General features: G+C 66.5%; 18 protein-coding genes. 11 read left to right on the forward strand and 7 right to left on the reverse strand.

The genetic code is table 11. The features are described 5' to 3' along the window. Positions 1-58: 58 nt before the first annotated feature. From KQ910_RS17225 to KQ910_RS17245, 5 genes are all read left to right on the forward strand, one after another. The gene (locus KQ910_RS17225) at positions 59-1495 is read left to right on the forward strand and encodes an MFS transporter (RefSeq protein WP_216962870.1); all 1437 of its coding nucleotides are present in this window, start codon (positions 59-61) and stop codon (positions 1493-1495) included. Beyond that, positions 1492-3024, forward strand: a complete 1533-nt coding sequence (locus KQ910_RS17230) for a serine hydrolase (protein WP_216962873.1) — start codon at positions 1492-1494, stop codon at positions 3022-3024. The genes KQ910_RS17225 and KQ910_RS17230 overlap by 4 nt, the downstream gene beginning before the upstream one ends. Before the next feature lie 84 nt (positions 3025-3108). Beyond that, entirely contained in the window at positions 3109-4578 is a 1470-nt protein-coding gene (locus KQ910_RS17235) for a DUF2252 domain-containing protein (protein ID WP_216962876.1), read from the forward strand. An 85-nt stretch (positions 4579-4663) separates the two neighbouring features. Continuing rightward, positions 4664-4987, forward strand: a complete 324-nt coding sequence (locus tag KQ910_RS17240) for a putative quinol monooxygenase (protein WP_216962880.1) — start codon at positions 4664-4666, stop codon at positions 4985-4987. 82 nt (positions 4988-5069) lie between these two features. Then, complete coding sequence (locus KQ910_RS17245; RefSeq protein ID WP_216962883.1) at positions 5070-5480, forward strand: nuclear transport factor 2 family protein; 411 nt, start codon at positions 5070-5072, stop codon at positions 5478-5480. A 22-nt stretch (positions 5481-5502) separates the two neighbouring features. Here the strand turns inward: KQ910_RS17245 and KQ910_RS17250 are convergent, their stop codons facing one another. Both KQ910_RS17250 and rpmE read right to left on the reverse strand, forming a co-directional pair. Beyond that, the gene (locus KQ910_RS17250; protein WP_369408360.1) at positions 5503-7545 is read right to left on the reverse strand and encodes a molybdopterin-containing oxidoreductase family protein; all 2043 of its coding nucleotides are present in this window, start codon (positions 7543-7545) and stop codon (positions 5503-5505) included. 62 nt (positions 7546-7607) lie between these two features. Then, on the reverse strand, positions 7608-7874 hold the full coding sequence (gene rpmE / locus KQ910_RS17255; RefSeq protein WP_068196979.1) for a 50S ribosomal protein L31: 267 nt from the start codon (positions 7872-7874) through the stop codon (positions 7608-7610). 130 nt (positions 7875-8004) lie between these two features. On the opposite strand from rpmE, the gene cyaY reads away from it, so the two are divergent. Next, positions 8005-8310 carry an iron donor protein CyaY gene (cyaY, locus tag KQ910_RS17260; RefSeq protein WP_216962890.1) on the forward strand — a complete coding sequence of 102 codons (306 nt, stop codon included), beginning with the start codon at positions 8005-8007 and terminating at the stop codon, positions 8308-8310. Next, on the forward strand, positions 8307-10064 hold the full coding sequence (locus KQ910_RS17265; RefSeq protein WP_216962893.1) for an ABC transporter transmembrane domain-containing protein: 1758 nt from the start codon (positions 8307-8309) through the stop codon (positions 10062-10064). Before cyaY ends, KQ910_RS17265 begins: the two co-directional genes overlap by 4 nt. 111 nt (positions 10065-10175) lie before the next feature. On the opposite strand, the gene KQ910_RS17270 is transcribed toward KQ910_RS17265, so the two are convergent. Then, positions 10176-13634 (reverse strand): autotransporter family protein, encoded by a 3459-nt coding sequence (locus KQ910_RS17270; RefSeq protein WP_216962896.1) that lies wholly within the window; start codon positions 13632-13634, stop codon positions 10176-10178. A gap of 296 nt (positions 13635-13930) precedes the next feature. Here KQ910_RS17270 and KQ910_RS17275 point away from each other — a divergent pair, with 296 nt between their 5' ends. Further along, positions 13931-14545 (forward strand): hypothetical protein, encoded by a 615-nt coding sequence (locus tag KQ910_RS17275; protein WP_216962899.1) that lies wholly within the window; start codon positions 13931-13933, stop codon positions 14543-14545. 78 nt (positions 14546-14623) lie between these two features. Here KQ910_RS17275 and KQ910_RS17280 read toward each other — a convergent pair whose 3' ends face one another. Then, complete coding sequence (locus KQ910_RS17280) at positions 14624-16264, reverse strand: AMP-binding protein (protein ID WP_216962902.1); 1641 nt, start codon at positions 16262-16264, stop codon at positions 14624-14626. A 65-nt stretch (positions 16265-16329) separates the two neighbouring features. Between KQ910_RS17280 and KQ910_RS17285 the strand changes: the two genes are divergently transcribed. Further along, entirely contained in the window at positions 16330-16896 is a 567-nt protein-coding gene (locus tag KQ910_RS17285) for a D-sedoheptulose-7-phosphate isomerase (protein ID WP_216962905.1), read from the forward strand. Here the strand turns inward: KQ910_RS17285 and KQ910_RS17290 are convergent. Together KQ910_RS17290 and KQ910_RS17295 are read right to left on the reverse strand one after the other, a co-directional pair. Then, positions 16893-17543 (reverse strand): D-glycero-alpha-D-manno-heptose-1,7-bisphosphate 7-phosphatase, encoded by a 651-nt coding sequence (locus tag KQ910_RS17290; RefSeq protein WP_216962908.1) that lies wholly within the window; start codon positions 17541-17543, stop codon positions 16893-16895. The genes KQ910_RS17285 and KQ910_RS17290 overlap by 4 nt on opposite strands. 2 nt (positions 17544-17545) lie before the next feature. After that, entirely contained in the window at positions 17546-18709 is a 1164-nt protein-coding gene (locus tag KQ910_RS17295) for a COG3904 family protein (RefSeq protein ID WP_216962911.1), read from the reverse strand. A gap of 185 nt (positions 18710-18894) precedes the next feature. Here KQ910_RS17295 and KQ910_RS17300 point away from each other — a divergent pair, with 185 nt between their 5' ends. Together KQ910_RS17300 and KQ910_RS17305 are read left to right on the forward strand one after the other, a co-directional pair. Further along, complete coding sequence (locus tag KQ910_RS17300; RefSeq protein WP_216962914.1) at positions 18895-21006, forward strand: molybdopterin-containing oxidoreductase family protein; 2112 nt, start codon at positions 18895-18897, stop codon at positions 21004-21006. Beyond that, complete coding sequence (locus KQ910_RS17305; protein WP_369408361.1) at positions 21003-21935, forward strand: division plane positioning ATPase MipZ; 933 nt, start codon at positions 21003-21005, stop codon at positions 21933-21935. The genes KQ910_RS17300 and KQ910_RS17305 overlap by 4 nt, the downstream gene beginning before the upstream one ends. On the opposite strand, the gene KQ910_RS17310 is transcribed toward KQ910_RS17305, so the two are convergent. After that, a complete protein-coding gene (locus tag KQ910_RS17310) occupies positions 21853-23109 on the reverse strand; it encodes an MFS transporter (RefSeq protein WP_216962918.1) in 1257 nt (418 codons plus the stop codon). The genes KQ910_RS17305 and KQ910_RS17310 overlap by 83 nt on opposite strands. Between the last annotated feature and the right edge of the window lie 5 nt (positions 23110-23114).

Consider the following 23114-nt stretch of genomic DNA (forward strand, 5'->3'; position numbering starts at 1 on the left):
CGGACGCCGCTCGTGGCCATCGTTTGACCGCGACGCCGGAAAATGATCAGTCGCGGCGATGTCTGTAACGGTCGGTTGGTCGGCGCTCCTGAAGCCGCAATGGGTGCCGCTCCTGGTGGCGCTGGTGGGTGGCGTCCTCCTGCACTCGATGAACGTGCTGATGCTGGCGACGGTGCTGCCCAGCATCGTCGAGGATGTCGGCGGCACAGCCATGATGAGCTGGCCGACCACGGCCTTCCTCGCCTCGTCGATCGTCGCGGCGACCTGCACGGGACACCTGACCGCGCGGCTGGGCGCGCGCACGGCCTTCTGTGCCGGCGCGGTGGTCTTCGGCATCGGGGCGCTCGTCTGCGCGGTAGCGCCTTCGATGGGCGTCGTGGTGGCCGGTCGCTTCGTGCAGGGCTTCGGGGGCGGCGTGCTCTCGGCCATGGCCTATGTGCTGGTGGGCAACGCCTTTCCCGAGCCGATGTGGCCCCGCGTCGCTGCGCTGCTCTCCGGTGCGTGGAGCATGTCGGTCCTGGTCGGCCCCATGGTCGGCGGGGCCTTCGCGACCTGGGGAAACTGGCGCGGCGCCTTCTACGCCGTGACCATCCTCGCGGCGCTGCTGGCGGTTGTCGCGGCGCGATCCTTGCCGCGGGCGCGGGCAGAGAAGGGCGGCCCGGTGCGCATCGTGCCCTTCGGCAGGGTCGCGCTGATCTGTCTGGCGATCGCCGTCATGTCGACGGCTAGTGTCGTGTCCCTGCCGCTCGCCAAGCTCGGCCTCTTCCTCGCGGCCGTCGTGCTGCTGATCGCGATGATCCTGCTCGACCGGCGGTCGACGGCGCCGCTCTTCCCGAGCGATGCCTTCTCGCCGCGCTCGGTGACGGGCGTGGCGATGACGTTCGCGCTGCTGGTCTCGATCGCTTACAGTCCGCTCTCGATCTTCGTGCCGATCTTCCTGCAGGGCCTGCATGGCTTCGACCCGCTGGCGGCGGGCTATGCGGTTGCGGGCGCGTCGATGGGCTGGACGGTGTCTTCGATCCTCGTCTCGGGCTGGTCGCCGCATGCGGCGGGCCGGATGCTCGTCATCGGCCCGCTGGCGATGGCCGTCGGCCTCGGCGGTGTCGCGCTTCTCATGGCGACGAAGCCGGTGCTGGTGCTGCCCGTATTGATCGCCCTGGTCGGGCTGGGCATCGGCACCTGCTGGGGCTTCGGCGTCCAGAGATTGATGGGCGGCGCCCGTCAGGGCGAGGGTGCCCTTGCCGCGTCCGCGGTTGCCACCGTGCAACAGACCGGCTTCGCGCTGGGGGCCGCCGCAGCCGGCATCGTCGCCACCCTTGCGGGCCTCTCGCGCGGCCTCAGCACACAAGGTATCGAGAGCGCGGCCTTCTGGGTGCCGGTGAGTTTCGTGCCGGTTGCACTGATCGCTGCGGTTGCCGGCGTACGGTTGGCGCTCCTCGCCGGCCGCTCCGATGGTAAGAAGCAGGTCGTGACAGAAAGGGAACAAAAAATATGAGGCTCCTTCTTTCCCTGATGTTCGTCTTGCTTGGCTCCTTCGGCGCCGAGGCGCAGACCGTCACTAAGGAAAAGGTCACGGCGGCCCTGCCGAAGCTGCGGGAGCTGGCCAGGCAGGTCGTGGCCCGGGGCGAGGTTCCGGGCCTGTCCATCGGCATTGTCTATCGCGACGAGGTTGTTTTCGTCGAAGGCTATGGCGTGCGCGAGACGGGGCAGGCCGAGACGGTGAGCGCCGATACGGTGTTTCAGCTGGCCTCGGTCTCGAAGCCGCTGGCGGCCACGGTCGTCGCCGCCCTCGTCAGCGATGGTGTCGTGACATGGGACACGCGGATTCGCGATCTCGACCCCGATTTCGCGCTGCCCGATGCCTATCCCACCGCCCAGGTCACGATTCGCGACCTGCTCTCTCATCGCAGTGGCCTGGCGGCCAATGCCGGAAACGACATCGAGGATCTCGGCTTCAGCCGGGAGGAGATCCTGAAGCGCGTCCGCTACACGAAGCCGGGCGGCAGCTTCCGGGCGAGCTATGCCTACAGCAATTTCGGCTTCACCGCGGGCGCGATCGCAGCCACCCGGCCAACCGGCAAGGGCTGGGAGGCTCTCGCGGAAGAGAAGGTCTACCGGCCGCTCGGCATGCAATCGACCAGCTCGCGCGCGCGCGACTTCCTGCTCCAGCCCAACCGCTCGTCGCTGCATGTCCGGGTCGACGGAAAATGGACGCCGCTCGTGAAACGAAATGCCGATGCGCAATCCCCGGCCGGCGGCGCGAGTTCGAATGCCCGCGACATGGCGCAGTGGCTGCGGCTCGAACTGGGCAACGGTCGCTACGCCGGCCGGCCGATCATCAAGGAGGCCGCTATCGAGCAGACGCGGCAGCCGACCATCGTGCGCAGCACCGATCCGAAGACGGGCATGACCGGCTTCTACGGCATGGGCTGGAATGTCGACTTCCGCGACCGCGGCGTAGAATGGAGTCATGCGGGGGCCTTCAGCGCCGGCGCCCGCACGCTCGTCCATATGCTGCCCGCGGAGAAGCTCGGCATCGTCATCCTGAGCAACGCCTTTCCCACCGGTGTGCCGGAAGGGCTCGCGGCGACATTCCTCGACGAGGTCTACGCCGGCAAGCCCTCCCGCGACTGGATCGCGCACTGGAACGGGATCTACGACGAGAGTTTCGGTGCCGGTGCGCAGAAGCAGGCGATGGCCCCTTATGCCTCGCCGCCGGCCATGCCGTCGCCCCCGATGCCGTTGCAAGCCTATACGGGCTTCTACAACAACGACTATGTCGGCGACATCAGGGTCACCGAGTCAGGGGGTGCCCTGTCGGTCGCGCTGGGGCCTGCCGGCAAGCGCTTTCCCTTGAAGCATTTCAACCGCGATCTCTTCCTCTATGCGCCCTTTGCCGAGAGCCCGGGCTGGATGGTCGGCGTCACCTTCCAGATCGGGCCCGATGGGCGGGCCTCGCAAATCACCCTCGAGAATCTGGACGGGGACGGCATGGGAACACTGAAGCGGACGAGGGGCCGATAGGGCCGACACGGCGTTCCTCGCGGGCAATTGCTTTGACCGCGGCAGGCCACCGACGTTGAATGGCGACCGAGAGCGGGGAAAGACATGACATTGGTTAAGATCGACGCGAACGTCGACCGCACCTTCGCGCGCATGAATGCCGCGACCGAGAACATGGAATTGTTGGAGAGCTTCACGGCGCCCCGGGCGACGGTCGCGGAGCGGCTGCAGGCCGGCAAGGCGCTGCGCACGCAGGTGCCGCGAACCTCCCACGCCACGTTCGAGAAGGCGGCGAACCGGCCCGACCCGGTCGCCATCCTGGAAGAGCAGAACGTGTCGCGTGTCCAGAAGCTGGTGCCGGTGCGCTTTGCGCGGATGCTGGCCTCACCCTTTGCCTTCCTGCGCGGTTCGGCGGCGGTGATGACGGCGGACCTATCGAATACGCCGGTGACGGGGATGGGTGTCGGCGCCTGCGGCGACATGCATGTCTCGAATTTCGGGGTCTTCGCCTCGGCCGAGCGGAATCTGATCTTCGCCATCAACGATTTCGACGAGGTCCATCCGGGTCCCTGGGAATGGGACCTGAAGCGCCTGGCCGCCAGCGCCGCCGTCGCCGTGCGTTTCATGGGCGGCGATCGCGTCGAAGCCGAAGAAGCGGCCCACGCGATCGTGCGCTCCTATCGCAAGCGGATGCGCCGTTACGCCGACATGGGCTTTTTGCAGATCTGGTACGACCGCATCGACGAGCGGGCGGTCCTCGACACCTTGTCGCCGCGGGCGCGACGGGGCGCCGAGCGGATGATGGACAAGGCACGCGCCAAGGGCCATGTCAGCGTGCTCGAGAAGCTGACCGAACAGGTCGGTGGCGAGCATCGCATCATCGAGGAAGTGCCGCTGATCGTGCGTGAAACGCATACGGTGTCAGGAACGCCGGCCAACGTTGCGCTGAACGACATGCTTCGGGACTACGTCCAGTCGATTACCATCGACCGGCGCGTGCTGCTTTCGCGCTACCGCATCGTCGATTCGGCGCGCAAGGTCGTGGGTGTCGGCAGCGTCGGCACGGGCTGCTGGGTGGTGCTGCTGCAGGGCGTCGATTCGGACGATCCCCTGTTCCTGCAGGTGAAGCAGGCGCAGCAATCGGTCCTCGCGCCCTATGTCGATCACCAGCTCAGCTTCGAGAACCAGGGGCGGCGGGTGGTCGTCGGTCAGCGCCTGGCCCAGGGCTCGCCGGACATCTTCCTCGGCTGGGGCAAGGTGGACGGCAAGGATTTCTACGTCCGCCAGCTCGCCGACATGAAGGGCAGCGTGAAGTTCAACGAGAGCGACCCGGCGAACATCGACGGCTTCGTCGAATACTGCACCCTGTGCGGCTGGGCCCTGGCGCTTGCGCACGCCAAGTCGGGCGATCCGGCGATGATCGCGGGCTACTGCGGCAATAGCGAAACGCTCGACGAAGCCATCGGCAAGTTCGCGATGGCCTATGCAAAGCAGACCGACGAGGACCACGATGCGCTCGACAAGGCGCGTCGCACCGGCCGTATCAGGGTCGCGGCGCAGGAGATGGTGAAGTAGGCGAGCGGTCGCTTCGACCCCGGCCGAAACGACGGCGCCATTTGCCAATCTAGAACCCTCCCGTCAGCAACCGAGGGAGAAACATATGGTCGATCTGCATTCCCTGAAGGATGGGCTCATCGTCACGGCATTCTGGGAAACGAAGCCCGGAGAGGCCGATGCCGTCGCCGCCATCGTTCGTGAATACCTGCCACAGGCCCAGCGCGAACCTTGGGTGCATGCGTTCCAGATCCACCGCTCGATCGCGGAACCCGACAAGTTCTTCTTCTACGAAGTGTTCCATGACGAGGCGGGCTTCGTCTCGCATCAGGAGACGCCGCACTTCAAGGCGCTGATCGTGGGTCAGGCGCTGCCGAAGCTTGCCAGGCGCGAGCGCACGCAGCATCGGTTCATTCTTTCCGGCGAATGAACCGAAACACGTAGAGTCCGAACTTCGCCAGACCAGCCGGCCGGTATCGCATAGCGTTCCCCCGTCAACCGAAAGGGGCGCCATGACCGATCAGGACGTGCAGGAGTTCGTGACCCGCTTCGCTGCCGCGTGGGCATCACGCGATGGCAAGGCATTCCTCGCCTTATGGCATCCGGACGGGGTGCTGCACTCGCCGCTCTACGACCGGCCGGTGCGGGGCGAGGAGTTCGGCCAGCTCACGGACCTCGTGCGCAACAGCGCACCCGATCTCGTCTGGCAGCTTCTCGATTGGACATCCCGCGGTGACGTCGTGGTGATAGAGTGGCAGACGACGCGGATCGTTGCGGGACAGCGCCTCGACACGCGTGGCGTCGACAAATTCCGGCTGCGCGAGGGCCGCATCGCCGAGGAGCGTGTCTATACCGACACCGCTGCGTTGCGTGCACTGCGGCGGGGTGAAGCGATCGAGCCGCTGATGCGGCTCGACTTGTGATTCCGGAGGAGGCGGGCGGCGATCAGGCTGCTGCCGTTTCCTTCCAGGGCGCCACTTCGAGCCACGTGCTCTGGTAGGTCGCACCTTCGCCCATGTCGGTGTAGCGGTCCGAGCAGAGCATGTTGATCGTGCCGGACACGGCCTCGCCCACGGGGCGCTGGCCGGGCACGAGCAGGACGCCCGGCTGGACCTCGTCGGTGACCCTGAGCATCAGGCCGATCTCGCCACGGTCGTTGAACAGGCGAACTCGGTCACCGTCCTTCAAGCCACGCCTTGCGGCATCCTCGGGATGCAGGATGCAGAAGGGCTTGCCTTCGCGCTCGCGCAGGAAGCCGACGCCGGAGAAGGCGGTGTGGGCCTGGAAGTAGCCCGGCGCCGTCAGCAGGCGGAGAGGCCACTTCGCGGCTTCCTGGGCCTCGATCGGATCGGCTTCCCAATCGGGCATGGGTGGCAGGCCCTGTTTGGCCAACTGCTCGGAGTAGAATTCGAGCTTGCCCGACGGCGTCTTGAAGGGCTGGCCGTCCCAGTCGTGCTTGATGTTGAGTGGCACGCCGGCGAACAACTCGTTGCGGTCGACCTTCGAGGCGGGGCCGGTCGAGCCCTTGAAGAACTCCTCGGCGGCCTCGCGCGGCGACAGGCTGAAGATCCTGTCGGTGATTCCCATGCGCTGCGCCAGCGCCTGCGCGACATGGAAGTTGGAACGTGCTTCGCCGGCCGGCTCTACTGCCTTCTGGCCCCACTGCATCCAGTAGGCGCCATAGGCACGATAGAGATCGTCGGTCTCGAGATAATTGGCCGCCGGCAGGACGATGTCGGCGTAGCGCGCCGTGTCGGTCATGAACGGGTCGTGCACGACGGTGAACAGGTCCTCCCGCATCAGGCCCTTCTGGACCTTGTGCACCTCGGGGCAGGTCACGACGGGATTGTTGGCAGCGATGAACAGCGCGCGGATCGGCGGATCCTTCATGTTCAGGAGCTCTTCACCGAGGCGCAGATGGTTCACCATGCGCGCTGTCGCCGGGCCGGACGGCTTGCGCACGGCGGCATAGTTGAGGTCGCACGAGGCGGCCGTGAGCAGCAGCGCGCCGCCGCCCTTCACGCCGTAGTGGCCCGAAACACCCGGCAGCAGTGCCACGGTGCGCAACGCCTGGCCGCCATGGGTGAGGCGGGTCATGCCCTCGCCGAGGCGGATCAGGGCGGCCCTGGCCTTGCCGTACATCGCCGCAAGCTTCTCGATGTCGGCGACGGAAAGACCGGTGATCTCGGCTGTGCGCGCCGGCGTGAACTTCGGCAGCACGTCGGCCTCGACCTTGTCGAAGCCCAGCGTGTGTTTGGCGATGTAGTCGCGGTTGGCGAGGCCGTCGCGCACGAGGATGTGCATGACGCCGAGGGCCAGCGCCGCATCGGTGCCGATCCGGATCGGCAGATAGAGGTCGGCGGCCTTGGCGCTGCGCGTGCGGCGCGGATCGATCACGACGATCGGCATGCCGGTCTTCTTGCGCTGCGCTTCGGCAAGCGCCCAGAAATGCACGTTGGTGGCCGCGAGGTCGGCGCCCCACGAGATCACCATGTCGGAATGCACGACCGATTCGGGATCGGCGCCGCCCACCGGGCCGACCGTCACTTCCCAGGCCGTCTCGCAGCAGGTGTCGCAGACCGTGCCGGCCTGAAGGCGCGAGGTCCCGAGCGCATGGAACAGGCCGTTCACCAGCCCGCGGTTCATCAGGCCCTGATGGGCGGAGTAGGCGTAGCCCAGGATGGCTTCGGGCCCGCTCTCATCGATGATTTTCTTCCACTGGCCGGCGATCTCGTCGAGCGCCTGATCCCAGGTGATGGGCTTGAACTGGCCAGAGCCCTTGGGGCCGGTGCGGCGCAGCGGCGTGGCGATGCGTTCGGGTGAGTTTACGAGGTCGCTGTCGCGGTTGACCTTGCCGCAGGCAAAACCCGCCGTGTACGGCTGATCGGGGTCACCCTGGATGCGCACAACCTTGCCGTTGTCGACATGTGCAATGAGCGAGCACATGTCGGGACAATCGTGAGCACAAACAACTCTAACGGATTTCACTACGCCGCCTCCCGATGGGTATCGCGGCCGTAGTGTAGCAGAGGCTTTCGAAGAAGCGGGTCCTACTTCTTCTCGGCGTCGGCCTTGGCTTCGGCCGGCGCATCTTTCTTGTCGCTGCCGATCATGCCGAAGCGATTACGGAAGCGCTGCACGCGGCCGCCGCGATCGATGCTCTGGCGCACGCCGGTCCACGCCGGATGCGTCTTGGGATCGATGTCGAGGCGCAGGCTGGCGCCTTCCTTGCCCCAGGTCGACTTCGTCTCGAAGGACGTGCCGTCGGTCATCACCACGGTGATGGTGTGGTAGTCGGGGTGAATCTTCTCTTGCATGATACTCTCTCCAGCGCTTCAGGGCCGATTCCGACCGGCCGGCGCAACAGGGGCGGGGATATACAGTCCCGGCGCCGCGGCGACAAGCGGGTTGTACGGCCCCGCGGCGGCCTGTAGACCGGCCGGACCCATGACCGATTCAGCCTTCGAGACCCTCGCCGACAGCCTCCTCGCGACCCTCGAGGAGGCGCTTGGCGAGCATGTCGATGCCGAACTCCAGGGCGGCATCCTGACGGTCGAAGGCGATGCCGGAACCTGGATCGTCAACAAACATGCACCCACCCGGCAAATCTGGCTGAGTTCGCCGGTCAGCGGCGCCCGCCATTACGCGTTTGACGCCGCGGCGGGCCAGTGGCTGGACACGCGCGGCGGTGGCGACTTGTTGGTGGCGCTGGGCGACGAGCTGGGGGTGGACTTGAACTGGCAGGCACCATGAACCGGTTTGGCGGCCTGGCCCTGCTGGGGCCCTATCTGAGGCCCTATCGCGGCCGGACGATCCTGGCGCTGCTGTCGCTGCTGGTCGCGGCCGGGACGGTGCTGGCCTTCGGCGCCTGTCTGCGCGCCCTGATCGACCGCGGATTCGCCCAGGGGCGCCCCGACATCCTGAACTACGCCCTGGCCTCCCTGCTGGCTGTCGCGGTCGTGCTGGCGATCGCCTCGGGCGCGCGCTTCTACCTCGTCTCCTGGCTGGGCGAGCGGGTGGTCGGCGACCTGCGCCGCGACCTCTTCGACCATGTCGTGCGGCTGGGACCGGCCTGGTTCGAGGTCAAGCGCTCGGGCGACGTGATGAGCCGCATCTCGGCCGACGCCCAGCTCATCGAGCAGGTGATCGGCTCCTCGGCTTCGGTGGCGCTGCGCAACACGCTGATGTGTCTCGGTGGCGTCGTGATGCTGGTCGTCACCAATCCGAAGCTCGCGCTGTGGACGCTCGCGGTGGTCCCGCTGACGGTCATTCCGATCATCGTGTTCGGCCGCCAGGTCAAGGCGCTGTCGCGCGAGGCGCAGGCGCGCATGGGCGAGATGGTGTCGGAAGGCGCCGAAACGCTCGATGGCGTGCGTACGGTCCAGGCCTTCGCCCAGGAAGATCGCGCCGCGCTGCGGTTCGGTGAGGCGACCGAGCGATCTTTCGTCGCCGCGACCCGCCGCGTGTCGCGCCGTGCCATCATGACCACGCTGGTCATCTTCATCGTGTTTTCCGCCGTCGGCTTCCTGCTGTGGATGGGCGGGCACGACGTGCTGACCGGCCGCATCACCGCCGGCGATCTTTCGGCCTTCGTGTTCTATGCCGTGCTGGTCGCCAGTTCCGGCGGTGCCATCAGCGAGACGATCGGCGACCTGCAGCGCGCTTCGGGTGCGGCGGAACGGCTGGCCGAGCTGCGGGCCGAACCGCCGTCGATCGCCGAGCCGGCAAACCCGAAGCCGCTGCCCCGGCCCGTGAAGGGGGCGGTCTCGTTCGAGGAGGTCTCGTTCCGCTATCCGACCCGAACCGACTCGCTGGCGCTGGACCGCTTCAATCTCGCCGTCGCCCCGGGGGAGACGGTGGCGATCGTCGGACCGTCGGGTGCCGGCAAGACCACGGCCTTCAACCTGTTGCTGCGCTTCTACGATCCGGAGAAGGGCGCGATCCGCCTCGATGGCATCGACATCCGCGAACTGGCGCTCTCAGACCTGCGCCGCTCGCTGGCCATCGTCCCGCAGGACCCGACCCTGTTCAGCGCCTCCGTCGCCGACAACATCCGCTATGGCCGGCCGGAAGCCACCGACGGCGAGGTGAGGGCCGCGGCCGAGGCGGCGTCGGCGCTGGGCTTCATCGAGGCCTTGCCCAACGGCTTTGCGACCGACCTCGGCGCGCGCGGGGTGCGCCTGTCGGGCGGACAGCGCCAGCGCATCGCCATCGCCCGGGCGCTGCTGTGCGATCCGGCCGTGCTCCTGCTCGACGAGGCAACCAGCGCCCTCGATGCCGAGAGCGAGCAGGCGGTACAGCAGGCGCTCGACCGGGTGATGCACAAGCGGACGACCCTGGTCATCGCACATCGGCTGGCCACGGTGCAGAAGGCCGACCGGATCGTCGTCATCGACGAGGGGCGGGTGGCGGACATCGGCACGCATGCCGAACTCGTGCGCCGGGGCGGACTGTATGCCCGGTTGGCCGAACTGCAGTTCAACCTGTCGGCGGTCGCCGCGGATTGAGGCTTTTCCCGCGAGGCGCCAGGGGCCAAGTACCGTTCCGCCGCGGCTGGCATGCCAGTATGTCGGGTATCTCCATGCCGCAGAGCCCGAACGCCTTACCTTTGCTTTCGACTACCATGTCACCCTGAATCCGGCGTTGAGGGCGTGGGTGGAGGTGCCGTAGCCCACTTCGCCGTCGTAGCGTGCGTAGAGGGCGACGCCCTGGGCGACGGCGGTGTTGGCGGCGAGGCTGAGCGTGGCGGTGTCGCGCTGCGAGGCCGCACCGAAGACGGTGAAGCTGGCGCCCGGCGCGCCGGCGAAGGCGGCGGTCACCGGCCTCGACGTGTCGGCGTATTCGTGCGCCCAGCCCAGCCGCATCTGGACGGCGAGCTTCTCGCGGCCCTCGGCGCCGAAGGCGCCGGCGAACTCCGCGCCCAGCACGCTGCGGGCCGAGCCGGTGGTCTGCGCCGCCACGCTAAGATTGAGCGCGCCGGCGCCGCTTTCGGTGAAGCCGTACTGGCTGTTGGTCAGGCCCTGGAAGCGGGCGAAGGGCGTGACGGACATCGCGGCCGGTTCGTAGAGGCCGATGCGGTAGCCGGCCTCGAGCTGGCCGAGGAACTGGTTGGCCCCGGTGCGCCCCTGGGCGGTGCGCGCCGCCAGGTTGGGCAGCACGATCTGGCGCGTCATCTGGTTGTCGTTGTAGCCGTAGCCCGCCATGCCATCGAGATAGAAGGCGCCCTGGGTGAAGGAGGCGTACAGGCTGGCCTGGTAGCTGCTGGTGGTGCCCTGGCCGCTGAAGCCGCTGGCCCACTGGTTGCCGCTGCTGAAGCCCACGCCGACACCGGCCACGAAGCGGGGATCGAAGCGATAGTCGATGCCGGTGGCGAAGCCGCCGGCATTGTAGGTGAGGGTGGCGCTGTTGGCGTTGCCGGCGATGCTGCCGGTGCCGCCGAGGGCGTTGCCCCACAGGCTCCACGGGCTGGGCGCGCCGTCGCAGGCGTCGGGGAGGCCGGTCTCGCAGGCCTGTGCGAGGGCCACGCGCTGGCCGCCCCCGAAGCCGCCGCGGGCGAGGCCCATCTGCTGGCCGAGCGAGTTCATGAACAGCAGGCCGCTGCCGAGGTTGGCGGTGCCGAAGCCGGAATAGTTCTGACCGCTGATGGCGTTCATGGCTGCCTGGCCCTGAGCGGAGGTGTAGGTCGCCATGGTGCCGATGATGGTGGCGAGATCGCCGCTGGAGCCCGCGACGCTCGCATCCAGCACGCGGCCGACGGCGGCCTGGTTGGGCGTGGCCGCGCCCGCGCCAAAGCCGCCGGGCTTCAACGTCAGAAAGACGTTGGTGGCGTCGTAGGAGAGCGAGGGTTGCAGGAAGGGGTAGAGGCTGTTGGCGTTGGCGAAGGTGCCGGTGACGCCGCCGGTGGCATTGAGGATGGTGTAGGTGGTGCTGGGCGCATAGACGCCGGACGCGCCGCTCAGGGTCACCGTGCCGCCGGCGATGGTGGCGGTGCCCGGCGCGCCGCTCACATTGACGCGATCGGCCTGGCCGGCGCCGGTGGTCTCGACCTGGAAGCCGCTGCCGGGGGCCTGCGTCAGGGTGCCCACCACGTTCAGCGTGCCGATGGAGTTCCCAGGAGACACGATCCCGTTGTTCGTAACCGTGCCGACGAAGGTACCGTTGCCACCCAGCACGCCGGTGTTGATCACATTGCCGGTGAAGATCCCGTTGTTGATCAGAGTAGCGCCGTTGGCGAAAGCGCCTGCTGCCTGGATGAAGTTGCCGGTGTTGGCGATGCTGCCGTTGATGGTGCCGGTATTTGTTGCCGTCCCTGTATTGACGAGGTCGGTGTTCAGGGTACCGCTGTTGTTCAACGTGCCCTGGTTCACGAGGCTCGCGTTCACTGACTGGAATGTGCCGGCGTTTTCCAGCGTGGCACCCGAGGCGACCGAATACCCGCCACCGCTGACGAAGCTGGCACCCGGCTGGATCGTGAGGTTGCCCACCATGGTACCCGAGAGGGCGAGCGTGCCCTGCGTTACCGTCGTTCCGCCGGTAAAGCTGTTATTACCACCCAAGATGAGCAGGCCGGTGCCGCTCTTGGTGAGTCCTCCCGGGCCCGAGATGTCATTGCTCCACATGTCGACCGCATTGAACCCGCCCAGGGAAGCATCAAGCGTCACAGCCACGCTGGAATTGAACGCGCCGTATCCGCCTGCAGCCTTGAAGAGGTTCAGGCGCACCCAACCCTTTCCATCGTCCAGCACGCCGCCCGAAGGCAGCTCCGTGGTGGCCAGCACCTCGGTGAGTTGAGCGCTGTTGAGATAGGGAAAGCGCGTGGCGATCAGCAGGTAAGCATTTGCCGGGACGACGGCGGCCAAGTTGGTCGGGCCAACCGGCTGGAAGCCGTATGTCGCCTGGTTCGCATAGGCCTGATTGGCGGCGGCAAACTGCGCGGCGGATGGGAGGGATCCATTGGCTATGCAGCCCACGATATTCGAGGCACATGCCGCATAGGGAACCGCGGTTATTGCGCTGCCGTAGGTGCTATTGAGTGTCGCCGTGAGATCACTGGAGAGTGCGGAGAGGTAGGCAGGGAAGGTCGATATGCTCGGGATCGGAATGGGAAAAACGTAGTTCGGTTCATCCGCCAGGAGCTGCGTTGTCGTGTAGTACGCGAGTATCCGTGCACCGATGACGTCGAGCGGATGGTGCACGCCAAGGATATTGCGGCTCAGGCCGAATTGCTGGGACGAGACCATCAAGCTTTGGTAGGCCTGCGGCAGCAGCATGGCGTACAGAAGAGAGGTCGTGTCGCCGACAGTTGAATGTCCACTCGGAAAGCCGCCGGACATCTGAAGGCCGCCGCCCGAGCCGGGCGCACCCCATTCCCCAATCTGATTTTGGATTGCGGCGGCGCTGGCTTGACTGGCCGACCAGGGATTCGATGCGATCGCATTGCTGATCTGGAAAGGCCGGGGGTCGTTTTGCCCAGGGGTCTGATTCGGACCGGGGGATGGGTAAGAATAGGGAGTCGTTGTTCCCCGAAAGGCCGTCAAATAGGAGTTGAAGGCGTCCTTGAGAGGATCCACCTGCTGAAAGCCCACGATCGTATTCGTGCCCACGATCGTATTCAAAGTGTTGGTGATCGATTGATAGACACCCGCTGAGCCAGGGATTTGGCTGCTCAATGCTATCGACAGCGGTGCCGATACCCCGAGCTGGGGGAAAGCCGTCAGGGTCGACAGGATCTGGCTCGACGGAGATATCTGGTTCCATACGTTGTATTGTGAGTTGGAGAGATAGTAGTTGGCTGCGGCCTGGTTCCGTTGACCCACGGTCGCGTTCCCATAGATGCCTTCGACGATCGAAAGATCGCTGGTCATTATGCTGTTGTTCGGTGTCGAGTAGGCCGGCGTCGCGAAGGTGGCCAGAACGCCATACTGCCCCTGGTACTGGGCACACTGCTGACTTGCGGGATCCAGATTTAAGCTGTTGCAGCTTGGTTGCGCCGACGCTGGAGCCAGGGAAACGCACAGCGACGCCAGAGCGAACGCTAAGCCCGCGATAATGTGCGCTCGCGGGGTGCCGATCTTCATTTGAAATATTGCCGGAGTCATTTCGGTATCGCGTATGTTGCTGGGCGCTTCGTCAAGATATCGACAGACGAGTGTGAGGAGCTGCCATGTCACCATGATCCCTGATCCCTGATCCCTGATCCCTGATCCCTGCGCCCACGCCCTCGCCCGCAGCCAGGACGAAAAGGGAGCTTCCGCACCTTGTCAGCTTGCCGATGCGCACGCTCAGGATTTTAGGGGCATGCCATTGGCTTTCAACGTGACGACTGCCCAAAATGGGCAATCAGCCGACCGACCCAGGAAGTCCGGAGGATCTCGTGGCCAGGAGTCGTACGCTATCGACATCGAAGAAGGGCAGCGTCGAAACCGGAGCGCCCCGGGCGCGCGCGACGGTGGTCGCTTCCGGCGGACGGCTGGTCCTTACGGAAACAGACGGCATTTCGCGGGTCTTCATCTCACTTATCGGGAACTATCTGCACCGCATCGAACGCGAGCGCCGCGCCCGCTACCACGGGGATCTCGAACTGGCGATGGTGGCGGAAGTCATCGGAATTGCAGTCGTCGAACCGGGCCTTCGCGATGCCGCCTTCCGCGAGCGGTACCGGATTCTGGACAGCGTCATCGGCCTGGAAGGCCAGCGTGCCGTCAATGCGACGTCGATCGCCAGCGCGTCGGGCATTCCGCGCGAGACCGTCCGCCGCAAGCTGAAGCTGTTGCTGAAGGAGGGGCTCATCGTGGAGAAGGGGCGTGCCCGCTATGTGGTGAAGCCGGGGGTCCTGCAGCAATCGGATTGGCAGGCCGCTTACGCGCGTGGCATCCAGCATACCGTTCTGTTCATGAACGAATGTCTCGAGCAGGGCGCGTTACGGTGGATTCCCGCCGCCAGGCCGAAGCGCTCCGGCGTCAGGATCTCAAGGCCGGGCGAGAAATGAACCTGCAGTTCTCACAGCTTTCAGATGCTTTTCTCGCCGTGATGGGTCCAGTCCGTTGGCGTCCCAATAGGTCCACGCTCAGCGCCGTTTCGCGGCCTTGCGCTCGGCATTGAGGCGGCGCAGTTCGCGGCGCAGGATCTTGCCGGTCGTGGTGAGCGGCAGTTCGTCCACGAACTCGACCTCGCGCGGATATTCGTGCGCGGCGAGACGGGTCTTCACGAAGTTGGCGAGGTCGGCTTTCAGCGCGTCGGTGGCGGCGATCTCGGGCCTGAGCTGGACGAAAGCTTTGACGATCTCGGTGCGGACCTTGTCCGGCACGCCCACCACCCCGACCATCGCCACGGCCGGATGCTTCATCAGGCATTCCTCGATCTCGCCCGGGCCGATCCGGTAGCCGCCCGAGGTGATGACGTCGTCGTCGCGGCTCTTGAAGAAGACGTAGCCGTCCTCGTCGATAGTGCCGAGGTCGCCGGTCAGCAGCCAGTCGCCGGCGTATTTGCGCGCGGTGGCCTCGGGGTTGCGCCAGTATTCCAGCATGACGATGGGATCGTGCCGCCAGCCGGCGATCTGGCCTTCCTGGCCGGGCGGCAGGACGTTGCCGTCGCCATCGACCACCGCGACCTTGCGGCCGGGGCAGGCGCGGCCGCAGGAGCCGGGGCGGACCTCGAACCAGTCGGGCGAGTTCAGCAGCATGAGGTTCATCTCGGTCTGGCCATAGCCTTCGGAGATGGTCGTGCCGAACGTGTCGCGGCCCCAGCTCAGCAGCTCCTCGCCCATCGCCTCGCCGCCGGTGCTGATCGCGCGGATGTCGTAGTTCCAGCGGTCCTGCGGCCTGTGGACCTGGCGCATCATCTTGAGCGCGGTCGGCGGAATGAAGCTCACCCCGACGCGGTGCTTGGCCAGCATGGCGAAGGCGCGCTCGGGATCGAATTTGGCGAAGCGATGCGCCAGCACCGGGGTTCCGTAGTACCAGGCGGGGAACAGCGCATCATAGAGGCCGGCGATCCAGGCCCATTCGGCCGGCGTCCACATCACCTCGTTGCCGCGCGGCCAGTGGCCGAGCCACTGCTCCACGGCGGGGATACAGCCCAGCATCATGCGATGGGCATGCAGCGCGCCCTTGGGCTGGCCCGTGGTACCGGACGTGTAGATCAGCAGGGCCGGATCCTCGGCCGCCGTGTCGACCGTGGAGAAGCTGTCGGACGCTGCACCGAGCAGGCGGTCCCAGTCGAGGAAGGCGCTGCCGTGCGCGCCGGCGCCGATCACGATCACCGTCTTCAGATCGGGCAGGCGGTCCCGCACCGCCAGCAGCTTCGGGAGCTGGTTCATGTCGGTGATGACGGCCGAGGCCCCGGCATTGGACAGCCGGTACTCGATCGCCTCCTCGCCGAACAGCGTGAACAGCGGCAGCACGACGGCGCCCATCCGGTAGCCGGCGAGATGGCAGATCGTGAGCTCGGCGCCCTGGCTCAGGAACACCGCGACCCGGTCGCCCTTGCCGATGCCACGCGAGGCCAGCGCATTGGCCAGCCGCGAACTGGCGGCCAGCAGCTGCCCGAAGGTCCAGTTGCGCACCGTACCGTCGCCGTTCTCGACGATCATCGCCAGCGTGTCGGGCGCATGCCGTTCGCAGACGGCGCGGCCGATGTTGAACCGCTCGGGCCGGGGCCAGCGGAATTGCGTCATGGCGTCGTCGTAGGAAAGACCGCGCGGGATCATGCCGATTGGACCTGCATATGTGTGCTAGAGCGGACGGGATGGTTCAACGAAAGGCCGGGCATTCCATGAGTATCGCTGGATACCTTCAGGCGTCCATCGGCGTGCTGCAAGACTGTATCGACCATGCGCCGATCCAGAACGTCGAACGCGCCATCGTCGAGATCGGCCGGACCTTCGACACGGGCAAGCCGCTTCTGGTCTGCGGAAACGGCGGCTCGGCCAGCGACGCCTCGCACATTGCGGGAGAACTGGTCGGACGTTTCCTGAAGGAGCGGCGGGCACTGAACTGCATCTGCCTCTCAGCCGACTCCGCCGTGCTCACCGCCTGGGCCAACGACTATGCCTACGAGACCGTCTTCGCACGCCAGGTCGAGGCCTATGGCGCTGCGGGCGGGACGCTTCTGGGCCTCAGCACATCGGGCAATTCGAAGAACGTGGTCGAAGCCTTCAAGGCGGCGAAATCCATGGGCATGACGACGATCGCGCTGACGGGGGAAGGGGGCGGCGATCTCGCCCGGCATGCCGACATCCTCATCGACGTGCCCAGCAGGCACACGCCGCTCGTCCAGCAGGCGCATGCCTGCCTCTATCACTACATTTGCGAGCGCGTGGAGGCGGGGCGACCGGGCTAGGCGATCGTTTCCAGCCATGCGAGCGCGCCGGACGCGTCCGCGGCCACACTGACCTTCATTCGGCCGAAAAAGGCGCTGGCGAGGTTCCTTACGGCGTCTTCGCCATGACCGGTCCTCACAAGGAGGCCGTTGCCGATGTCTGCCGCATGGCCGGCTTCGAGATCGCTGAGCTTGTCGCCGACGATCAGCGATGCCCGAAGGTCGACGTTCAGTTTTTCCCGGGCCAGCAGGATCATGCCGGGGCCGGGCTTGCGCCACCGATGGGCTTCCGACGCGAAGACACCGCCGCCGGCTTCGTGGTGGGCGCTGGCGACGACCAGATCGATCTCGGCGCCCGATCTGGCCAGCTCTTCGACCATCCTGCCCTGGACGGCACGGAAATCCTCCCAGCCAAAATAGCCGCGTCCGATACCGCTCTGGTTGGTGACGACGACGACCCGGATCCCGCGATCGTTCGCCGCTCGGATCAGGGATGCGGCGGCCGGAATGATCCGGACATCCTCGGGTTTTCCGAGATAGCCGACTTCTTCGACGATCACGCCGTCGCGGTCGCAGAACAGCGCCGGTCGGCCGTTCGATACGCGCGAGGTGAGGGCCTCGCACCACAGGGCGACGCCGTCGATCAGGCGACTGTCGGAGAAGGGCATGGTCAGCGGTTCACGCGCTGGACGACACGGCCGGCCACCAGTTCCTGGGGCGTCGGCGTCCAGATCTCGTCGGGAGGTGTCTCGGTGACACGCTGCGCGAACTCCGGCGTGACGCCGCTGGCGACGAGGAAGCGCCGCATGTCGCGATTGCTCTCGTGCATGTCGTTCGATCCCATGCCGGGGAAGCTGCCCTGATGGAAGCCCAACCGGCCTGACGGCGAGATCGAGCGGTCGGCGCCCCCAAGGAAGGCAATCGTGCAGGCCGACGCGCAGCCGGTGTCGACGCGCGTCGCCAGCCGCCGGTTGCGGATCATGCGGTTGATCTCGAAGGCGGTCCCGAGGCGGCCCCCCGGGCCCGCGAGCACGACGCGGCGCACCGACGGGTTCTTCTCGAGAGCCTGGCGCACGGCCTCCGCGCTGCGGGTGCCGTAGGCCCCGTCGAGGTTGAGCGTGGTGCCGTCGGCGCTCACCGAAACCGTCAGCGTGTCGAGGGCCTCGTCACCGGTGTGGATCGCCCACAATTCGCCGATCGCCGGCACCGCGCGTTCGACGAAGAGCCCGCCGATGCCCGCGATGGACAGGACCGCGGCAGCGAAGGTTGCGAGCGCGATCGGCACGCCAGCCCTGCGCCGCGCCGCCACGACGATCAGGATCACCTGGACGATGGCGAACAGGGAAGCCGCCGAGCAGAGCAGGGCGGGACCCAGCACGTGAAGCAGCGACACGTTGCCGGGGCCGAACACGGCCAGGCTGATGCTGCCGAAGCCGACCAGCAGGGCCACCGCGCCCCAGACGCCGCGGTAGTAGAGGGTGAGATCGAACGGCGCCGCACCATCGCGCCAGAGCGGCACGCCGATCGCTTCGAGATGGTCGAGCATGCCGGCGAGCTTGCCGGTGCGGATGCGCTTCATGCCGTCGCGGTAGCCGAGCGAGGCGGCGAGATCGGGCGGAACGCTCGAGGCCACCAGCCGCACCTGCCGAAGGCCGATGGCGCGGGCGGTCAGTTCGGCAAAGCCGAGCAAAGCCCGAATCACGGGCTCGCGGTCGCCACCGGACGTAGTTTCCAGTGGCCCGGCGGCGAGATGATCGGCGGCTTGTTCCAGCAGGAGCGCGCCGAGCGGCGTGGTTTCGCCGTCGATCAGGAAGATCGCACGTGTGTCGCTCATCGTGCCCAACGGCGGAAGGTTGGGGAAAAGTCTCGCGATGCCCTCGGCATCGGCGGCGGTGGCACGTCTTACAGCGCCAACGGAGACCCGATCCTGAGAAAACACGCTGACTTTCCACTCCCTGAGGCCGCTTTCATGGCGGATAACCGGACTGTATGCTGCGGCACTTCACGCGGAGCGTCCACATGTCACCCGACGATCATGCCTACCCGCCGGTCGGCCGTGCCAAGCTGCAGGAGTCCGGCACGACGACCGTTCCGTCGGTGTGCCCGCACGACTGCACGAGTACCTGCGCGCTCGATGTCGAAAGACTGAGCAACACGAAGATCGGCCGCGTCCGCGGCTCGATGCGCAACGACTACACGGCGGGCGTGATCTGCGAAAAGGTCGCGCGCTACGCCGAGCGCGTCCATCACCCCGACCGTTTGATGAAGCCGATGCGCCGGATCGGGCCGAAGGGTTCGAAGCAGTTCGCCGAGATCTCGTGGACCGACGCGCTCGACATCGTGGCCGAGCAGTTCATCGCCAAGGCGCGTCAGCACGGTGCCGAGACCATCTGGCCCTATTATTATGCCGGCACGATGGGCCTGGTGCAGCGCGACGGCATCAACCGCCTGCGCCATGCGATGAAGTATTCGCGCTGGTTTTCGACCATCTGCGTCACGCTTTCCGACACCGGCTGGATCGCCGGCGTCGGCGCCAAGCGCGGCGCGGACGTGCGGGAGATCGACGAACATGCCGAGTTGGTGGTGATCTGGGGCGGCAATCCCGTGAACACCCAGGTCAACGTCATGACCCACGCGATGAAGGCCAAGAAGAGGGGCGCCAAGCTCGTCGTCGTCGATCCCTATCGTACGGGCACCGCCGACCAGGCCGACATCCACCTCGCGGTGCGTCCCGGCACGGACGGCGCGCTGGCGGTGGGCGTGATGCACGTCCTCTTCAAGGAGGGCTATGCCGATTGGGATTATCTGCGGAAGTACACCGACGCGCCGGATGAACTGGCGGCGCATGTCGCGACGCGCACGCCGGAATGGGCGTCGAAGATCACCGGCCTTTCGGTCGACGAGATCGTGTCCTTTGCGCGCCTATACGGGCAGAGCAAGGCGTCATTCATCCGCTGCCATCACGGCTTCAGCCGCAGCCGCAACGGCGCGGCCAACATGCATGCCGTGACCTGCCTGCCGGCCGTGACGGGGGCGTGGAAGTACAAGGGCGGCGGCGCGCTCTACGGCCATACCGGCATGTATCCGATCAACAAGACGCTGATCGAAGGTCTCGACATGGTCGATACGTCGATCCGCGATCTCGACCAGTCGCGCCTCGGGCCGATCCTCACCAACGATGCCGCGGCGCTGAAGAACGGACCGCCGGTCACCGGCATGCTGATCCAGAACACCAATCCGGCGATGGTCTGTCCGGAGCTCGAGCTGGTGCACAAGGGCTTCAAGCGCGACGACCTGTTCGTCTGCGTGCACGAGCAGTTCATGACCGAGACGGCGGCCTTCGCCGACATCGTGCTGCCGGCCACGATGTTCCTCGAGCACGACGATTTCTACACCGCGAGCGGCCACACCTTCTTCCAGGTGACCAAGGCGGTGATCGACGCGCCGGGCGAATGCCGCGAGAACCACTATGTGATCTCCGAGCTGGCCAAGCGCCTGGGCGCCAAGCATCGCGGCTTCGACATGACGCCGTGGGAGATCATGGACGAGACTCTCAAGGTCTCGAACATGTGGGATGCCGAGACCAACTGGCAGAAGGGCGGTCAGGACTTCCACCTGGGCTTCGAGACGTCGCATTTCCTCGACGGCTTCGCCTGGCCCGACAAGAAATTCCGCTTCAAGCCCGACTGGGCAGCCTATGGCGGTCGCGGCAAGGAAATGCCGGCGCTGCCCGACCATTTCGATGTGATCGACAATGCCACCGACGACAAGCCGTTCCGGCTGGTCGCGGCGCCGGCGCGCACGTTCCTCAACTCAACCTTCACCGAGACGCCGAGTTCGCAGAAGCGCGAGGTGCGGCCGACTGCTCTGATGAATCCCGACGATTGCGCCGCCATGGGAATCGTCGAGGGCGAGCGCCTGGAGATTGGCAACGAGCGCGGCAAGACGATCGTCAATGCCAAGCCCCGCGCCGGCCAGCAGAAGGGCGTCGTGGTGGTCGAGGGCATCTGGCCCAACCGCAACTTCGAGACCGGTATCGGCATCAATGCGCTGACCTCCGCCGATCCCGGCTGGCCTAACGGCGGCGCGGTGTTCCACGACACCGCCGTCTGGATCCGCAAGGCATCGTGAGCGAGGGATTCCAACCGGCGCCCAACCCGAGCATCGCCCAGACGCAGGCGCCTCGGGTCGAGGGCCGCGGGCACGTCCTCGTGATCGGCAACGAGAAGGGTGGCTCGGGCAAGTCGACGACGGCGCTGCATATCGCCGTGTCGCTGATGAACGACGGCGCGCGCGTGGCGACGCTCGATCTCGACGCGCGGCAGGGCACACTGAGCCGCTACGTCGAGAACCGCGCCGCCTATGTCGCGAAGAAGGGCATGGACCTGCCCATGCCGCTGCATACGCCGGTGCTGATCTCGACCCTGAACGACCGCCGCGAGGCCGAAGCCGACGAGCGCGCGCGGCTCGCGGCGGCGCTGGAGCCGGCGGTGGGCGCGGCCGACTTCGTGATCGTCGACACGCCGGGCAGCGACACCCATCTCAGCCGGCTCGCCCATACCTGGGCCGACACGCTGCTGACGCCGCTGAACGACAGTTTCATCGACCTCGACCTGCTGGCGCGCGTCGATCCGGACACGCTGAAGATCGTACGGCCCTCGATCTATGCCGAGGCGGTATGGAAGCAGCGCCAGATTCGCGCCGTCGAGGGCGGCCGGCCTGTCGACTGGATCGTGATGCGTAATCGCCTGTCGTCGCTGGCCGCGCGCAACAAGCGCGACATGGGCACGGTGATCGACGCGCTGGCCAGGCGCATCGGCTTCCGCGTGGCCGCGGGCCTCAGCGAGCGAGTGATCTACAAGGAGCTTTTCCTGACCGGTCTCACGCTGCTCGACCTGAAGCGTGGCGGAAAGGGGCCGTCCCTGACGTTGAGCCACGTCGCGGCGCGCCAGGAAGTGCGTGACCTCGTGGCGTCGCTCAACCTGCCGGGGGGCTCTCCTGCAGAAGCGGACGCGCCCGCGACAGAAGAAGCCACGCCAGACCCGCAACCTGCAGGATGAACAGCAGGCCGAACGACCAGCTGTAGCCGTCGGGCGAGTAGCCGGTCGCAGTACGCGGCCACAGGTCGACGACTTTGCCGATCGCCCACTGTCCGGCGAAGATCACCGTGAAAACCACGAGGTTCGAACTGGTGCTGACCCGGCCGGCATATTGCGGGGGGAACGAGCGCGCGAGCAGCGGCATGTACTGGATCGGATAGGCGCCGAGGAAGCCGAACAGCAGCCAGGCCGCGACCGGATGGAACGACGGCAGGAAGGCGAGCCAGGCACAGACCAGGGTGAACAGAACGCTGACTAGGTTGGCCGAGGCGAAGTCGCTGATGCCGATGCGGCGGAAGGCGCCGGCCAGCACACCGCTCAGCGCGAAGCCCGCGGTCATGACTGCCGTCGTGTAGAGCTGGATATCGGCGCGGGCCTCGTGACTGGCGATACCGCCGACATCGCGCAGCCAGGGCCCGATCCACAGCGTGATCGCGGCGATGAAGGCCATCTGCTGGAAGGTGAGCAGCGGCTGGATGCGCCAGAAGAAGCCGTTGGTCAGCACGATGCCGGTGATGCGGAACTGGTCGCGCAAGGTGCCCTGCTGTGCGGGAACGCCGCGCTCGGGCACGACGGTGAACAGGATCGCCGAGACGACGAGGCAGAGGCCGGCCAGCCAGAAGAACAGGCCCTGCCAGCTGATGACCGAGAGCGACCACTGGATCGGCAGCGTCGCCGCCATCGAACCCAGGCCGCCCGCCATCATGTGGAAGCCTGTGATCAGTCCCCAGCGTTCCGGCGGATACCAGAGCGTGATCGCCTTGATCGCGGCCATCAGGCCGCCCGCGAATCCGAGGCCGATCAGCACGCGCGCCACGATCAGCTCGCCCAGCGAGAGGCTGAGGCCAAACAGCGCCGAGCCGATCGCGGCCATCGCCAGCAGCACGGCCTGCACGCGACGCGGCCCGTAACGGTCGAGCATGACGCCGAGGATCGGCTGGCAGCCGGCGAAGAACAGGAAGAAGGCCGAGGTAAGAAGGCCGAGGTCGCCCGCCGTGATGCCGACATCCCGTTCGAGATACGGGAAGATCACCGCATTCACGCCACGGAAGATGTAGGAGAGGAAATAGGCGAGCGCGAATGGCAGGAAGACGCGCAGCAGCAGCGTGGCGAAGGAGGGGGCGTTTCCGGTCATGCTTC

This window comes from Reyranella humidisoli (assembly GCF_019039055.1).
Classification (GTDB): Bacteria; Pseudomonadota; Alphaproteobacteria; order Reyranellales; family Reyranellaceae; genus Reyranella; species Reyranella humidisoli.

What these genes read in the sequence shown, in the direction of transcription:
- KQ910_RS17240 (WP_216962880.1), top strand. Translation starts at nt 4,664, where the DNA reads ATGGTCGATCTGCATTCCCTGAAGGATGGGCTCATCGTCACGGCATTC.
- KQ910_RS17265 (WP_216962893.1), top strand. Translation starts at nt 8,307, where the DNA reads ATGAACCGGTTTGGCGGCCTGGCCCTGCTGGGGCCCTATCTGAGGCCC.
- KQ910_RS17235 (WP_216962876.1), top strand. Translation starts at nt 3,109, where the DNA reads ATGACATTGGTTAAGATCGACGCGAACGTCGACCGCACCTTCGCGCGC.
- KQ910_RS17290 (WP_216962908.1), bottom strand. Translation starts at nt 17,543, where the DNA reads ATGCCCTTCTCCGACAGTCGCCTGATCGACGGCGTCGCCCTGTGGTGC.
- KQ910_RS17300 (WP_216962914.1), top strand. Translation starts at nt 18,895, where the DNA reads ATGTCACCCGACGATCATGCCTACCCGCCGGTCGGCCGTGCCAAGCTG.
- KQ910_RS17285 (WP_216962905.1), top strand. Translation starts at nt 16,330, where the DNA reads ATGAGTATCGCTGGATACCTTCAGGCGTCCATCGGCGTGCTGCAAGAC.
- KQ910_RS17225 (WP_216962870.1), top strand. Translation starts at nt 59, where the DNA reads ATGTCTGTAACGGTCGGTTGGTCGGCGCTCCTGAAGCCGCAATGGGTG.
- rpmE (WP_068196979.1), bottom strand. Translation starts at nt 7,874, where the DNA reads ATGCAAGAGAAGATTCACCCCGACTACCACACCATCACCGTGGTGATG.
- KQ910_RS17245 (WP_216962883.1), top strand. Translation starts at nt 5,070, where the DNA reads ATGACCGATCAGGACGTGCAGGAGTTCGTGACCCGCTTCGCTGCCGCG.
- KQ910_RS17230 (WP_216962873.1), top strand. Translation starts at nt 1,492, where the DNA reads ATGAGGCTCCTTCTTTCCCTGATGTTCGTCTTGCTTGGCTCCTTCGGC.
- cyaY (WP_216962890.1), top strand. Translation starts at nt 8,005, where the DNA reads ATGACCGATTCAGCCTTCGAGACCCTCGCCGACAGCCTCCTCGCGACC.
- KQ910_RS17280 (WP_216962902.1), bottom strand. Translation starts at nt 16,264, where the DNA reads ATGATCCCGCGCGGTCTTTCCTACGACGACGCCATGACGCAATTCCGC.
- KQ910_RS17270 (WP_216962896.1), bottom strand. Translation starts at nt 13,634, where the DNA reads ATGAAGATCGGCACCCCGCGAGCGCACATTATCGCGGGCTTAGCGTTC.
- KQ910_RS17295 (WP_216962911.1), bottom strand. Translation starts at nt 18,709, where the DNA reads ATGAGCGACACACGTGCGATCTTCCTGATCGACGGCGAAACCACGCCG.
- KQ910_RS17310 (WP_216962918.1), bottom strand. Translation starts at nt 23,109, where the DNA reads ATGACCGGAAACGCCCCCTCCTTCGCCACGCTGCTGCTGCGCGTCTTC.